Source organism: Pseudomonas sp. P110(2024) (assembly GCF_057480795.1).
The window spans coordinates 1-14,804 of the sequence record NZ_JBLIYT010000009.1; the positions used below are offsets into that span (position 1 = coordinate 1).

General features: G+C 64.1%; 13 protein-coding genes. 6 read left to right on the forward strand and 7 right to left on the reverse strand.

Annotation, left to right across the window (positions count from 1 at the left end; all coding sequences use genetic code 11):
• Positions 1-256: 256 nt before the first annotated feature.
• Positions 257-868 carry a trimeric intracellular cation channel family protein gene (locus tag AC25ND_RS15365; RefSeq protein WP_023630647.1) on the reverse strand — a complete coding sequence of 204 codons (612 nt, stop codon included), beginning with the start codon at positions 866-868 and terminating at the stop codon, positions 257-259.
• 92 nt (positions 869-960) lie between these two features.
• Positions 961-1,503: an oligoribonuclease gene (gene orn / locus AC25ND_RS15370; RefSeq protein WP_028688268.1), complete on the reverse strand. Its 543-nt coding sequence runs from the start codon at positions 1,501-1,503 to the stop codon at positions 961-963.
• A 109-nt stretch (positions 1,504-1,612) separates the two neighbouring features.
• On the opposite strand from orn, the gene rsgA reads away from it, so the two are divergent.
• Complete coding sequence (gene rsgA, locus AC25ND_RS15375) at positions 1,613-2,644, forward strand: small ribosomal subunit biogenesis GTPase RsgA (protein WP_028688269.1); 1,032 nt, start codon at positions 1,613-1,615, stop codon at positions 2,642-2,644.
• A gap of 146 nt (positions 2,645-2,790) precedes the next feature.
• A complete protein-coding gene (locus AC25ND_RS15380) occupies positions 2,791-3,270 on the forward strand; it encodes a molecular chaperone Tir (protein ID WP_084943295.1) in 480 nt (159 codons plus the stop codon).
• 32 nt (positions 3,271-3,302) lie between these two features.
• Here AC25ND_RS15380 and motB read toward each other — a convergent pair whose 3' ends face one another.
• Positions 3,303-4,319, reverse strand: a complete 1,017-nt coding sequence (gene motB / locus AC25ND_RS15385) for a flagellar motor protein MotB (protein WP_062360151.1) — start codon at positions 4,317-4,319, stop codon at positions 3,303-3,305.
• Positions 4,320-4,322: 3 nt separating this feature from the next.
• Entirely contained in the window at positions 4,323-5,174 is an 852-nt protein-coding gene (motA, locus tag AC25ND_RS15390; protein WP_023630652.1) for a flagellar motor stator protein MotA, read from the reverse strand.
• 130 nt (positions 5,175-5,304) lie between these two features.
• On the opposite strand from motA, the gene AC25ND_RS15395 reads away from it, so the two are divergent.
• From AC25ND_RS15395 to asd, 3 genes are read left to right on the forward strand one after another with little or no spacing between them, the layout of a single operon-like run.
• A complete protein-coding gene (locus AC25ND_RS15395) occupies positions 5,305-6,840 on the forward strand; it encodes an HDOD domain-containing protein (protein ID WP_062360153.1) in 1,536 nt (511 codons plus the stop codon).
• 44 nt (positions 6,841-6,884) lie between these two features.
• Positions 6,885-7,694 carry a rhodanese-like domain-containing protein gene (locus AC25ND_RS15400; protein WP_028688273.1) on the forward strand — a complete coding sequence of 270 codons (810 nt, stop codon included), beginning with the start codon at positions 6,885-6,887 and terminating at the stop codon, positions 7,692-7,694.
• Between the two features lie 9 nt (positions 7,695-7,703).
• Positions 7,704-8,567, forward strand: a complete 864-nt coding sequence (asd, locus tag AC25ND_RS15405; RefSeq protein ID WP_028688274.1) for an archaetidylserine decarboxylase — start codon at positions 7,704-7,706, stop codon at positions 8,565-8,567.
• A gap of 98 nt (positions 8,568-8,665) precedes the next feature.
• On the opposite strand, the gene serB is transcribed toward asd, so the two are convergent.
• On the reverse strand, positions 8,666-9,880 hold the full coding sequence (gene serB, locus AC25ND_RS15410) for a phosphoserine phosphatase SerB (RefSeq protein WP_028688275.1): 1,215 nt from the start codon (positions 9,878-9,880) through the stop codon (positions 8,666-8,668).
• Positions 9,881-10,016: 136 nt separating this feature from the next.
• Between serB and AC25ND_RS15415 the strand changes: the two genes are divergently transcribed.
• Positions 10,017-11,468: a histidine kinase gene (locus AC25ND_RS15415; protein WP_028688276.1), complete on the forward strand. Its 1,452-nt coding sequence runs from the start codon at positions 10,017-10,019 to the stop codon at positions 11,466-11,468.
• A 188-nt stretch (positions 11,469-11,656) separates the two neighbouring features.
• On the opposite strand, the gene AC25ND_RS15420 is transcribed toward AC25ND_RS15415, so the two are convergent.
• Entirely contained in the window at positions 11,657-12,367 is a 711-nt protein-coding gene (locus tag AC25ND_RS15420) for a PqiC family protein (protein WP_028688277.1), read from the reverse strand.
• Between the two features lie 175 nt (positions 12,368-12,542).
• Positions 12,543-14,798, reverse strand: coding sequence for a DNA topoisomerase IV subunit A (gene parC, locus AC25ND_RS15425; RefSeq protein WP_028688278.1), 2,256 nt, complete (start codon positions 14,796-14,798; stop codon positions 12,543-12,545).
• Positions 14,799-14,804 lie beyond the last annotated feature (6 nt).

Consider the following 14,804-nt stretch of genomic DNA (forward strand, 5'->3'; position numbering starts at 1 on the left):
CTGAACGCCCCATCCTGGGGCGCAGCGCTTGACGGGCATCCATGCCCGTCACCTCCCTCCGCAAGAACTCCGCTCGGCCTCCTGAAGTCGCAATTGGCGTTGCCTGAACTATCGCGCGCTTAGAAGCAAGATCAAGATCAAGATCAACAGACATGAACCAACTATTGGACCACTGGCAGTGTAGCTAAGTTATAGGCTCTCGGCGACTAGCCGGCTCCCACAGGGATAATTGAACCCCTCAAAGCGCAGCGCTAATTTACTGTTGATCGTTGTAATGAAACTTCGGCATCTCCCAATGAAACCGAATCGCCAACAACCGCACCAGAAAACCACCAAACAATGTCAGCAACATGGCCTGCTCCGCCGGCACCTTGAAGTAAACGCACCCCAGGTAGAACCAAGCCGCCGCGAACGACACACTGGCATAGAGCTCACGCCGAAACACCAGCGGAATATCGTTGCAGAAGATATCCCGCAGGATGCCGCCAAACACCCCGGTAATCACCCCGCTGATCGAAGCAACCAGGAACCCCTGCCCCATCTCCAGCGCGGTCATGCAGCCGATCAGGGTAAACGCCACCAACCCCAGCGCGTCGAGCACCAGGAACAGCGACCGCAGGTGACGCATCAAGGGCGCGATGAAAATCGTCAGCAGCGCCGCGAAGCTGGTCAGCACCAGGTACTCCGGGTGCTTCACCCAGGTCAGCGGGTAGTGCCCAAGCAGCACGTCACGCACCGAGCCACCACCGAGCGCGGTGACGCAGGCGATCAGCACCACGCCGAACCAGTCCATGCCGCGGCGGCCGGCGGACAGGGCGCCGGTCATGGCTTCGGCGGTGATCGCGATGAGGTAGAGCATCAGCAACATGGTGCAGGTCCGTGCGGGAAAGGCGCGCAGTCTACCCAGTCGCGCGGGGCACCAAAAGGGGGCGCGCCGACGATCGTCGGCGCACGACAAGGTCAGACCTTGATGAAGTGCTCGCGATAGTGGCGCAGCTCGCCAATCGACTCGCGAATATCGTCCAGCGCCAGGTGGGTGCTGCCCTTCTTGAAGCTGTCACGCACTTCCGGCGCCCAGCGCGCGGCCAGCTCCTTGAGCGTGGACACATCGAGGTTGCGATAGTGGAAGTAGTTTTCCAGCTCGCGCATGTGGCGATACAGGAAACGACGGTCCTGGCAGATACTGTTGCCACAGATCGGCGACTTGCCCTTCGGCACCCACTGTTCGAGGAAAGCGATGGTCTGCGCCTCGGCCTCGGCCATGCTCACCTTGCTCTCCCGCACGCGCTGGGTCAGGCCCGAGGCGCCGTGGGTGCGGGTGTTCCACTCGTCCATGCGCGCCAACACCTCATCACTGTGGTGAATGGCGATCACCGGGCCTTCGGCCAGGGTGTTCAGCTCGCTGTCGGTGACGATGGTGGCCATCTCGATGATGACGTCGTTGTCCGGATCCAGGCCGGTCATCTCCAGATCGATCCAGATCAGATTCTGTGGGTTCTGCATGAAAAGGCTCCTCGAATAGCCCGTCATATTAGCCTAGCGGGGCGGCTCGTGGGCGTGCCGTGCTAAACTGCCCGCCGTTTTCTTTCTGCCCCGCCGACACGGAACCCTCATGGCCAAACGCCAGCTCAATCGCCGCCAGAACTGGCGCATCGAAAAGATCCAGGGCGAGCGCGCCGCCCGCGCCGCCAAACGCGAGCAGCACGTGCTGCAGGAACTGGAGGGTGGCGATCTAGGGCCGGAACAACTGGGCCTGGTGATCGCCCACTTCGGTGTGCAGGTCGAGGTCGAGGCCCAGGACGGCGAGGCCGCCGGCCAGGTCTTCCGTTGCCACCTGCGGGCCAATCTGCCGGCGCTGGTCACCGGCGACCGTGTGGTCTGGCGCGCGGGCAACCAGGGCATCGGCGTGATCGTCGCGCAGATGCCGCGCAGCACCGAGCTGTGCCGGCCAAACAATCATGGCCAGCTCAAGCCGGTGGCAGCCAACGTCGACCTGATCGTCATTGTCTTCGCCCCTGCGCCCGAACCGCACCCAAACCTGATCGACCGGTACCTGGTCGCCGCCGAGCATGCCGGCATCCACCCACTGCTACTGCTGAACAAGGCCGACCTGATCAACGACGAGAACGCCCCGACTCTCAATGCCATGCTCGAGGTCTACCGCGGCCTGGGCTACCCGCTGCTGGAAGTCTCGGCGCACCAGGGCGATGGCATGCAGCGCTTGCAGCAGACGCTCGATGGTCATATCAGCGTGTTCGTCGGACAGTCGGGCGTGGGCAAGTCCTCGCTGGTCAACAGCCTGCTGCCTGATGCAGGCACCCGTGTCGGCGACCTATCGGAATGGTCCGGCCAGGGCACTCACACCACTACCACCGCGCGCCTCTACCACTTCCCCAATGGCGGTGACCTGATCGACTCGCCGGGCATCCGCGAATTCGGCCTGGGCCATGTCAGCCGTGATGATGTCGAGGATGGATTCATCGAATTCCGCGAACTGATCGGCAACTGCCGCTTCCGCGACTGCAAGCATGACCGCGAGCCTGGCTGTGCGCTGCTCAAGGCCCTGGAAGACGGCAGCGTCACGCAACAGCGAATGAACAGCTACCGCTCGATCATCGCCAGTTTGCCGGAAGACACCTATTGAAGTGACGGCAAGCACGCCAGCATCGTAGGAAATTTTACCGGAACAGGTAGGACCGCTCCGGTTTCGCGGTCTCCTATTGTCCCTCCCACGGTTTTCCCTGATGGTCATGACTTTGTCGTCGGCATTGATCAGGGAGGGCAGCACAGATGCCGGTATTCATCAGTTACCACCAGAACGAACGGCTCGATGCCTTCATCTTGAACGAGCGCCTGCTACTAGAAGGCATTCCCACCCAACTCGTCCCCTTCGACAGTGAAGGACAGACCCACGACGACCTGCATGGCAGCTTTTGCCAACACATGGCCGATGCCACTCACTGGATCGGAGTGCTCTGCGAGGCCTATACCGAAGACTTGTGGACGGCCTGGTTACTGGGCGCAGCGGCCATGGCGGATCGGCGGGTGACTTTCTACCACCCTGACTCGACTGAACTGCCGCAGGGCCTGCGCAAGTGGCCAGTAATGCGGGAACGAGCGCATATAGACCTGTTCGTGCGCGCCTATCATGACGAGCAGACCTTTGGCCGGGCCATGGCCTCACCGGCCGGGGACGGCGTAGTGTCGGACAGGGACAATGCAGATTTCTTCCATGCCGATCTCAAGGCCAAGATCAGGCGGGGGTTCTGAATGCATCGGGGCCGCAAAGCGGCCCCTGTCAATTACTGGTCTTTGGCCTCATCCATCTTCAACACGCCATCCTCGAAGATGTTCAGCTTCTGGCGCAGCTCGCGCGGCTGCATCGGCGTATCGCCCGGTGTCGCGGCCGCACCTGGCGCAGCGCCCGCAGGCGGTGCTTCAGCGGCAGGTGGCGCTGCGTCCGGCTTGCCCTGCTCACCTTCGATATCGCGTTGCGCCTTCTTGGTCAGGACGATGATGTCGATACGGCGGTTGACCGGGTTAAACGGGTTGGCACGGTCGAACAGCGACGACGATGCATAACCGACCACACGGGCCACCTGCTCGTCCGGATAGCCACCGGCGACCAATGCACGACGCGCCGCGTTGGCGCGGTTGGCCGAAAGCTCCCAGTTACCGAAATCGCCGGTACCGGAATACGGCTTGGCATCGGTATGGCCACTGATGCTGATCTTGTTCGGGACCGCCTTGATGGTGTCGGCCATGGCCAACAGAATATCTTCGAAATAGGGCTGCAGTCGTGCACTCCCCAGGTCGAACATTGGCCGGTTCTCGGCATCCATGATCTGGATGCGCAGACCATCCTGGGTGATCTCGAACAGGATCTGGTCCTTGAACTTCTGCAGTTGCGGGTTTTCCTCGACCTTGTTCTGCAACTCCTGCAGCAAAAGCTCGAGGCGCTCGCGCTCGACCTGCTCGGCCATGGTCTCGACCTTGTCCTTGTCCAGCTGCAGGCTGGTGTCGGGCGTCGGTTCGGACTTCACTTCCGGGTTGATGGTCTTTTCCGGCGCCAGTTGCGGCGAACCGCCCAGGTCGATGATGTAGGGCGTGCCGCTCTCGGAGAAGCCGATCGGATCCTTGAAGTAGCCGGCGATGGCGATCTTCTGCTCGGGCGTGGCCGTCGACAGCAGCCAGAGCACCAGGAAGAACGCCATCATCGCCGTGGCGAAGTCGGCGAAGGCGATTTTCCAGGCGCCGCCGTGATGGCCGTCGCCAAAGCGCTTGACGCGCTTGACGATGATGGGCTGATTGTTCTCCATGGCTTAGCGACCGCGTACCGCTTGTTCCAGCTCGGCGAAGCTCGGGCGGTGCGCCGGGTACAGCACCTTGCGACCGAACTCGACCGCCAGCGACGGCGGCATGCCGGAGGCCGAGGCCACCAGCGAGGCCTTGATCGCCTCGTAGACGTTCAGTTCCTCTTTCGCATCGTGGCGCAGGGCGTTGGCCAGCGGGCCGAAGAAGCCGTAGGCAGCGAGAATACCGAAGAAGGTACCGACCAGCGCCGCGCCCACGTGCAGGCCGATGGACTTCTGGTCGCCATCGCCCAACGAGGCCATGGTCACCACGATACCCAGTACCGCCGCGACGATACCGAAGCCGGGCATGCCGTCGGCGATGCCGGTCACCGCGTGGGACGGGTGCTCCAGCTCTTCCTTCATGCTCAGCAGCTCCATGTCGAACAGGCCTTCGAGCTCATGGGGCGCCATGTTGCCTGTGGACATGATCCGCAGGTAGTCGCAGATGAACGCGGTCATGCGCTCATCGCCCAGCACGGCCGGGTACTTGGCAAAGATCGGGCTGGCCGCGGCGTCCTCGATGTCCCCCTCGATGGCCATCATGCCTTCACGACGGCTCTTGTTGAGGATCTCGTACACCAGGCCCAGCACTTCGAGGTAGAAGGTGTGGGTGAAGCGGGTGCCGAACATCTTCAGCGACTTCTTGATTACATGCATGGTCATGTAACCAGGGTTGGCCTGGAGGAACGCACCAAAGGCCGCGCCGCCGATGATCAGCACTTCGAACGGCTGGATCAGTGCCGCGATCTTGCCGTGGGAAAGCACGTAGCCGCCGAGCACGCTCGCGAATACGACGATGATGCCGATAATTTTAGCCATAAGTTGGAAGCACTTGCTGTCGTGGTCAGGGTAGGGAACGGAAGCTTGAAAACTCTTCTTCTACTTATCGGCAGAACTGCGCCAGACTATAGCCACTCATTGCGAAAAGCCAGTTCGGACTGATGTCAATATGCCAATTGAAACCAAGGTGCCAAGTCAGGTTCCGTCGAGTCTAGAGGCCTGGGTAAAGCTGCTCGACGGGATTCGAGTACCCGTGCCGAAAGACAGCCACGACCGCGTTCTACAGGCCATCAACGACAGCCGCCGCTCCCTGCGCGACATCGCCGAACTGATGCAGGACAGCCCCGCGTTGGTGCTCTGCGTGCTGCGCGAGGCCAATCACCCAGCCAACGCCAGCCTGGCGGAGCCTGCCGAAAGCCTGGAAATCGCCCTCAATCGGCTGGGGCTGGCCCGCACCAGCCAGTTGCTGGCGCGGCTGCCGTCGATACCGGCCGACGAGATCCCGCCGGTGCTGCGCCAGTTCCTGTTGATCAGCCAACACGCCACCCAACAGGCCAACGGCCTGTTCGCCAGCCGGCTGGCGCGGCTGTGGCAGGAAATCCACTGGGGCAGCCTGCTGTTCCTCTCGCCGCTGTGGCCGCTGGCCCTGGCTTACCCCAAATTGCTGGATAACTGGGAACTGCGGGTCATCCACAAGAGCGAGGACGCCGCCGAGGTCGAACGGGAACTGTTCGGCGTGCGCCTCATGCAACTATGCCAGGCCATGGCCGAGCATTGGCGCCTGCCCGAGTGGGTGACCCAGGGCTATCGCCTGCTGATGGACGAGCGCGAGCAACTGGCTCAGGTGCTGAACATCGCCCGCGAACAGGACCCGCTGGTCCAGCAGCAGCGCCTGGACGACGAGCCAGCGCTGCGTCGCTGGTTCAACCAGCCACCCAACACCGTGCTGCTGGCCAACGGCCTCGCCCTGGCCGCCCAGGTAGGCTGGGACAACCCGCACCTGCTGCGCTGGCAACTGCTCACCGCGCTATACCTGCAGACCACCCTGGACGATGTCCAGCAGCAGGTTCACCAACAAGCCGCGGCCAGTGCCCGTCATCACGCCCGTGATGCGCTGTTCCACCCGGCCGAGGCGCTGATCTGGCCCTGGCACCAGCGCAGACCGCACCCGGACATGCTTACTCCGCCGCCACCCAGCACCGAGGATCTTGGCCGCTGGCGCGCGCTGTGCCAGGAACTGTTGGCCCAGCCCAGCCCGTTCAGCAATGCCGTGCACCTGGCCACCCAGGCCCGCGACGCCCTGCTGGCCTGCGGCATGCAACGCATCATGCTGCTGAGCCTGGACAAGACCACCGATTACCTGCGCGTGCAGCAGACCGCCGGCCTGCCACGCGAGGCCGCCGCCATGGCGCTGCCCGTCGTGCAGAACAAATTGTTGCAAAAGTTGATGGCAAAAGCCGGGCAACTACGCCTGACACCCGAAAACCATGCCCAGTTCAGTGCCCTGCTGCCGGCACCGCTGCGCGCTTTCTTCCGCGGCGAGCACTTGCTGCTGCGCTCGCTGGCGGTGGGCGACCAGGTACTGATGCTGGCGGTGGCCGACCAGGACGGCAAGCCGTTGGCCGACGTCAGCGTGCAGGCGTTCGGCAAGACCGCGCAATGCGTGGAGCGCGCCCTGGCCGTGTTTGCCACCCGCAATGCCTGACCCTTGCGCTACAATCGCCCCTCTTTCCACCCTGGAGAACGTGGATGACTGACTTTTCCGGCCTATCCCTGGTGATCGAAGCCGAGGACCTGCTGCCGCGCCTGGATTCGCCGCGGCTGATCCTGGTCGACCTGACCAGCGCCAACCGCTATGGCAGCGGGCACATCCCCGGAGCCCGCTTCGTCGACCCGAAACGCACCCAGTTGGGCCAGCCCCCGGCACCCGGCCTGCTGCCGGCCCGTGCCGACCTGGAGAAACTGTTCGGTGAACTCGGCCACCGCGACGATGCAGTGTATGTGGTCTACGACGACGAGGGCGGCGGCTGGGCCGGGCGCTTCATCTGGCTGCTCGACGTCATCGGCCACAAGGGATACCACTACCTCAATGGCGGCATCCAGGCTTGGCCGGCGGACAAGCTGTCCACCGAAACGCCCGAAGTCGCCGGCGGCCCGGTGAGCCTGCACCTGCATGGCGAACCCACCGCTACCCGCGAATACCTGCAAAGCCGCCTGGGCGCCGCCGACCTGGTCATCTGGGACGCACGCGGGCCACTGGAATTCAGCGGCGAGAAGGTGCTGGCGGCCAAGGGCGGGCACATTCCCGGCGCGATCAACTTCGAGTGGACCGCCGGCATGGACCTGAACAACCACCTGCGCATCCGCAAGGACATCGCCGACGTTCTGCAAAACCTGGGCATCACCCCCGACAAGGAAGTGATTACCCACTGCCAGACCCACCACCGCTCCGGCTTCACCTACCTCGTGGCCAAGGCCCTCGGCTATCCACGGGTGAAGGGCTATGCCGGTTCCTGGGGCGAATGGGGCAATCACCCCGACACGCCCGTCGAAGTTTAAGGACGCTCAATGAAATCCCGCTTGTTCATCATCAGCCAGTACCTGCTGCCGCACCACCTGCTGTCGCGGCTGGCCGGCTGCGTCGCCGAGTGCCGCGCACGCTGGTTCAAGAACGCCTTCACCGCCTGGTTTGCCAAGCGCTACCAGGTGAACATGTCCGAGGCGCTGGTCGAAGATCTCAGTGCCTACGAGCACTTCAACGCCTTCTTCACCCGCGCCCTCAAGCCGGGAGCCCGCCCGCTGGACGAAACCCCCGGCGCGATCCTCTGCCCAGCCGATGGCGCCGTCAGCCAGCTCGGCCCGATCGAGCACGGCCGCATCTTCCAGGCCAAGGGCCACGGCTACAGCGCCCTGGAGCTGCTGGGCGGCGATCCGGCCCTGGCCGCACCGTTCATGGGCGGTGAATTCGCCACCATCTACCTGTCGCCCAAGGACTACCACCGCGTGCACATGCCGCTGGCCGGTACCCTGCGCGAAATGGTCTATGTGCCGGGTCGGCTGTTCTCGGTCAACCAGACCACCGCGGAAAACGTACCTGAACTGTTCGCCCGCAACGAGCGCGTGGTCTGCCTGTTCGACACCGAGCGTGGGCCGATGGCCGTGGTGCTGGTCGGCGCGATGATCGTCGCCTCGATCGAGACCGTCTGGGCCGGCCTGGTCACGCCACCGAAGCGCGAGCTGAAGACCTTCCGCTACGACGAGGCCAGCCGTGCGCCGATCCACCTGGAAAAGGGCGCAGAACTGGGCCGCTTCAAGCTGGGCTCCACCGCCATCGTGCTGTTCGGGCCGGAGCAGGTGAAGTGGGCAGAGAGCCTGGGTGCCGGCTCCGCGGTGCGCATGGGCGAGCTGCTGGCGCAGCCGACCCAGGCCTGACTATCCGGTAAGCAAAAGGCCCTGCATGATTCAAGTCATGCAGGGCCTTTTTTTGCCTTGGGATTGCTGGGAGGGCTTCGCCCTCCTTGGGCTCAAGATCAACCGCGCGCTTCGCGATCACGCACGCCCAGCAGGTACAGCACGCCATCCAGGCCCAGCGTCGAGATGGCCTGCTTGGCCGACTGGCGCACCAGCGGCTTGGCGCGGAAGGCCACGCCCAGGCCGGCCTGGGACAGCATCGGCAGGTCGTTGGCCCCATCACCAACGGCGATGGTCTGCTCGAGCTGCAGGCCCTCCTGACTGGCCAGTTGCAACAGCAGGTCGGCCTTGCGCTGGGCATCGACGATCGGTTCGACGGCCACCCCGGTCACCTTGCCGTCGACCACCTCCAGTTCGTTGGCGAATACGTAGTCGATGCCCAGGCGCGCCTGTACCTGCTTGGCAAAGTAGGTGAAACCGCCGGAGAGGATGGCGGTCTTGTAGCCCAGGCGCTTGAGTTCGGCAAACAGGTGCTCGGCGCCCTCGGTCAGGCGCAGCGAAGCACCGATCTGGTCGAGCACGCTCACGTCCAGCCCCTTGAGCAAGGCCATGCGCTCCTTGAAGCTGGCGCGAAAATCCAGTTCGCCACGCATGGCACGCTCGGTGATCGCCGCGACCTGTTCGCCGACGCCGGCGGCCTTGGCCAGCTCGTCGATGACTTCGGCCTCGATCAAGGTCGAGTCCATATCGAACACCGCCAGACGGCGGTTGCGGCGGAACAGGTCGTCTTTCTGGAAGGCGATGTCGATGCTCAGCTCTTCGGACAGCGCGAAGAACGCCGCACGCAGGGCCTGGCCGTCGTTCGGCTCGCCACGCACCGAGATTTCCAGCGCGGCCTTGCCCTTGTCGATCTGGGCGTCCAGCGCCACGCGGGCGGACAGCCGTTCGATGCGCTCGATGGTCAGGTCGTGCTCGCTGATGATGGCGCTGACGCGCTGCAACTGCTGCGGGGTGATCCGGCGGCTGAGCAGGGTAACGATGTGGCGGGCCTCACCCTGGCTGTCGGCCCAGTGCTGGTAGTCGGCCTCGGAAATGGGGGTGTAGCGGGCCTGCAAGTTCAGTTCGTGAGCCTTGGACTGCACGCTCTGCAGCAGCGCCGTGGCCACTTCGTTATCGGGGATGTCGACCAGGATGCCGAACGACAGCGTGCCGTGCATGACAGCGAGGCCGATGTCGAGAATACTCACACCGCCCTGGAGCAGGACGCCGGTGATGGCCGCAGTGAGACCCGGACGGTCTTCACCAGTGATGTTGATCAGGACGATTTCGCGCAAGACCGGGGCTCCAACTCGATGAAAAATGCGCATTCTACCGATTTTCCATGACCGCCGGGCGCCAACGATACTTTGCCGACAAAACGCGTGTCGCTATACTGCGCAGCAACTTTCTCGCCATAAAGAGCCGCGCTCTGTGAACCGGCCCACGCCCGTAAAACCCGACAACTTCTTCCTGATGATCTACCGAGCCCTGAGCCAGCGCCGAATTCCATTGGCCCTGCGCATTGCCAGCCACAACATTTTCCTGGTGGCCCTGGCCCTGGTGATCTATGCCTGCGTGATGGGCCTGCAGTTCAAGCAGGCCATGCACGAGCAGGCCGATGCCGTCGGCCAGAGCCTGACCACCCAGACCGCCACCTCGGCCACCGAGCTGCTGGTGTCCAACGACATCCTCAGCCTCAACGTGCTGCTGGGCAACCTGGTGAAGAACCCGCTGGTGGCCCATGCGGCCATCTACAGCGTGGACAACCGCATCCTCGCCGAGGCCGGCCAGCGCCCGCGCAACAGCCTGCTGGGCGAAACCGAAGGGGTCTACCAGACCAAGATCACCTTCCAGGACGTGACCGCCGGCCAGTTGCGCATCAGCCTGGACATGAACCAGTTCCAGCAACCGATGCTGATCAGCTTGCAGAGCATGGGTATCCTCGCCGCGATCTTGCTGGCCCTTGCCCTGACCCTCAGCCTGCGCCTTGGCCGCTTTATCTCGACGCCGCTGCTGCAGTTGCGCGTGTGGTTGCGTGACCCGCACCCTTACACGCCGGGCATCGACCGCCAGGACGAAATCGGCGATCTGGCGCGCCAACTGCACGCGCGCCTCGCCCCACCGCCGCCACCTGAGCCTGAAGAAGAGGACGAGGAAGACGATTTCGACGACGCGCCAGTTGCCAAGGTCGCCCCACGGGCAAAGGCGATGGTACAGACTGCCGGGCACGACGAGGACGACGACGCCTTCGCCGACCTGATGGATGAGCAAAGCGCTCCGGCCAAGCCTGTCATCGTCGAGTCCGACGAGCCGCAGTTCAGTGCCGTGCTGGCCGTGCAGTTGGGCTCCCAGGAGCAACTGCGTCGCCTGCCACGCACCCGCCTGACCGAGCTGCTGGAGCGCTACCGCGACTGTTTGGAGCAGGCTGCATCGCTGTACGAAGGCGAAGTCCACACCCTGAACGACGGCAGCACCCTGCTGTTGTTCCACAGCCGCGACAGCGGCGAGGACTACCTGACCAATGCCATCTGCTGCGGCGAGCTGCTGCGCGCCCTGGGCCACGCCCTGCAGATCGAGGTGGCCGACAGCGGCATCACCCTGCAGCTGCAACTGGGCCTGGTGCTGGCTGACGACCTGCAAGGCCTGGATCAGGTCGACCTGCTAATGACCGAACAGGCCCAGGACGCCCTGGCCCTGTCGCAGCACAGCCGCAACCTGCTGCTGGTGGAGCGCCGCATCAGCGATGACGCCCTGGTGCGCCAGCGTGCGCGTATTCGGCCGATTGCCAGCCCGGAAGGCGCGTGCTGTGTAGAACGCCTGATGGAGCCTTACCCGTCGATGCTGGAACGCCAGCTGGCACGGATGCACGAGCGCCGCGCCTGAGCGCCACCGCTCATCTAGGACTTGCGTGGGAGCGGGCTTGCCCCGCGATAGCGTCGGGGCAGGCAATGTTGCTGCCCTGGCAAGCCCTATCGCGGGACAAGCCCGCTCCCACGCAGATCTGATAAAGCCTCCCGACCAAAGACACAAAAAAGCCCGCATCGCTGCGGGCTTTTTTGTGGCTGCGGATATCAGAAGCGGAACACTTCCATATCGGTACGAATCGGCGAGGCCATCGGAATCTTCGGTTTCTCAGGCTCTTTCTTCACCTGCACCGGCGCCGCCGGCTTGCGTGGCGTCTCCTCGGCGATGGCCGGCTGGTTGGCCAGTGGTTTAACGGCGGTGCTCAGCTGTTCGGCCAGCTTCTGCAACAATTGCCCCTGAGCCTGGACCTGCGCAGACTCGCTGCCCGCATGGGGCTGCTCGAGGTGGACGATGCGGTTGTCACGCACCTGGCCACGGCGGTCCAGCACACGCCACTGGGCGTCCAGGATCGCGGGCTGGTTCTTGCCCGAGTCCAGGCGGGTAATGGACAGCAGCACCTGCACGTCCGGCGTGAAGCCGGCGCTCGCCGGCGCCAGCACCACGCGCTGGCTGTCCAGGCGCCAGGCCAGCTGGCGCACCAGCAACTGGTCGATATCCGACGAAAGGCTGCCGGCCCAACGGCCATCGGTGGCTGCCGTCAGACTGCCATCGACCTGCCGCTGTAGAAAAGTCTCACGTTGCAGGTAGTCGGCCACCGATACCGGGCCGAGCACCACCGCCATGCCCGCCGCCTGGGTCGGCTGGCCGGGTTCACCGCTGTCGAGCTGATACAAGGCGACCGGCTGATGCATGCTGCATCCGCTCAGGCCCAGCAAGCCGGTCACCAGCAACGCAAATGGAAGGCGCAGAAATTTCATTCATCCCATCCAGGCGGTCGTCTCCAGACTGACCGCAGTGATACTCATGTAGATTCATCCGGGCACCCGGCCACGCCGGCGCCACGCGGGCCCTATCATCCGCGAATTAGCCGCCAGACTCCAGCATTTCCGCCTGAAGCGGCGCCGAAAGCGCCGCAGCAGACAGCCCATGCACTCAGGCGGGGGTTTCCACCATCAAGCTATCCACGCGCTGGAAACCACGTGGCAATTTGCTACCGCGGCGACCACGCTCACCCTTGTAGTGCTCGAGATCATCTGGTTTCAGAGAAAGGGTACGCTTGCCAGCTTGCAATACAAGGGTCGACCCCTCACTGATCACTGCCAGGTCAGTGACGAATTCTTCACGACTGGCTACTCGGTCGCCCGGAACGCCGATGATCTTGTTGCCCTTGCCCTTGCCCAACTGTGGCAGGTCGGCGACCTTGAATACCAGCAGACGGCCTTCGGTGGTTACCGCGGCCAGCCAGTCTTGCTCGCGGTCGGCCACCGGGCGCGGGGTCATCACCTTGGCGCCGTTGGGCAGGCTGAGCAGGCCCTTGCCGGCCTTGTTCTTGGCCTGCAGGTCCTCACCCTTGACCACGAAGCCGTAGCCGGCGTCGGAGGCCACCACGTACAGGGCCTCGTCCTCCGGCAGCAGCACGCACTCGAAGGTAGCGCCGGGCGGTGGAGTCAGACGACCGGTCAGCGGCTCGCCCTGGCCGCGCGCCGATGGCAGGCTGTGGGCCGCCACCGAATAGCTGCGGCCGGTGGAGTCGATGAGCACGGCGAATTGGTTGGAGCGTCCGGCGGCGGCGGCCTTGAAACCGTCACCGGCCTTGTAGGAAAGCCCGGTGGCATCGATATCGTGGCCCTTGGCGCAACGCACCCAGCCCTTCTCCGACAGCACCACGGTGACCGGTTCGGTCGGCATCAGCTCGTTTTCCGAGAGCGCCTTGGCCTCGGCACGCTCGACGATCGGCGAGCGACGGTCGTCGCCATAGGTCTCGGCGTCTTCGATCAGCTCGCTGCGCACCAGCTTGCGCAGCTTGGCATCGCTGCCCAGCAGGGTGGTCAGGCGCTTCTGTTCCTTGAGCAGCTCGTCCTGCTCGCCACGGATCTTCATCTCTTCCAGACGGGCCAGCTGGCGCAGGCGGGTCTCGAGGATGTAGTCAGCCTGGATTTCGGTCAGGTCGAAACGGGCGATCAGTGCCTGCTTGGGGTGCTCTTCGGTACGGATGATATGGATCACTTCATCCAGGTTGAGGAACGCGGTGAGCAGGCCTTCCAACAGGTGCAGGCGCTTCTCGACCTTGTCCAGGCGGTGCTGCAGGCGGCGACGGACGGTACCGATCCGGTACTCCAGCCACTCCAGCAGCAGCGCGCGCAGGTTCTTCAGCTGCGGACGGCCGTCGAGGCCGATGATGTTGACGTTGACCCGGTAGGTACTCTCGAGGTCGGTGGTAGCGAACAGGTGCTGCATCAATTCGGCGGCATCGACGCGGTTCGAACGTGGGATGATGACGATGCGGCAGGGGTTCTCGTGGTCCGACTCATCGCGCAGGTCGGCGACCATCGGCAGCTTCTTGGCCTGCATCTGCGCGGCGATCTGCTCCAGAACCTTGGCCCCGGAGACCTGATGCGGCAACGCGGTGACGATGATGTCGCCGTCCTCGACACGGTACACCGCGCGCATGCGGATCGAGCCCTTGCCGGTCTCGTAGAGCTTGAGGATATCGGCGCGCGGGGTGACGATCTCGGCCTCGGTGGGGTAGTCCGGGCCCTGGATGTGCTCGCACAACTGCTCGATGGTGGCCTTGGGCTCGTCGAGCAGGCGCACGCAGGCGCTGGCCACTTCCCGCAAGTTGTGCGGCGGCACGTCGGTGGCCATGCCCACGGCGATGCCGGTGGTACCGTTGAGCAGGATGTTCGGCAGGCGCGCCGGCAGCACCGCTGGCTCCTGCAGGGTGCCGTCGAAGTTCGGCACCCAGTCGACGGTGCCCTGGCCCAGCTCGCTGAGCAGCACTTCGGAATAGCGCGACAGGCGCGCCTCGGTGTAACGCATGGCGGCGAACGACTTCGGATCGTCCGGCGCACCCCAGTTGCCCTGGCCGTCGACCAGGGTGTAGCGGTAGCTGAACGGCTGGGCCATCAGCACCATGGCCTCGTAGCACGCCGAGTCGCCGTGGGGATGGAACTTGCCGAGCACGTCGCCGACGGTACGCGCCGACTTCTTGTGCTTGGAGTCGGCGTCCAGACCCAGCTCGCTCATGGCATAGACGATGCGGCGCTGGACCGGCTTGAGGCCGTCGCCGATGTGCGGCAGGGCGCGGTCCATGATCACGTACATGGAGTAGTTGAGGTAGGCCTGTTCGGTGAAGTCGGCCAGGGAACGGCGTTCGACGCCTTCGAGACTGTCCAGTAAGTCGCTCATGCGAGC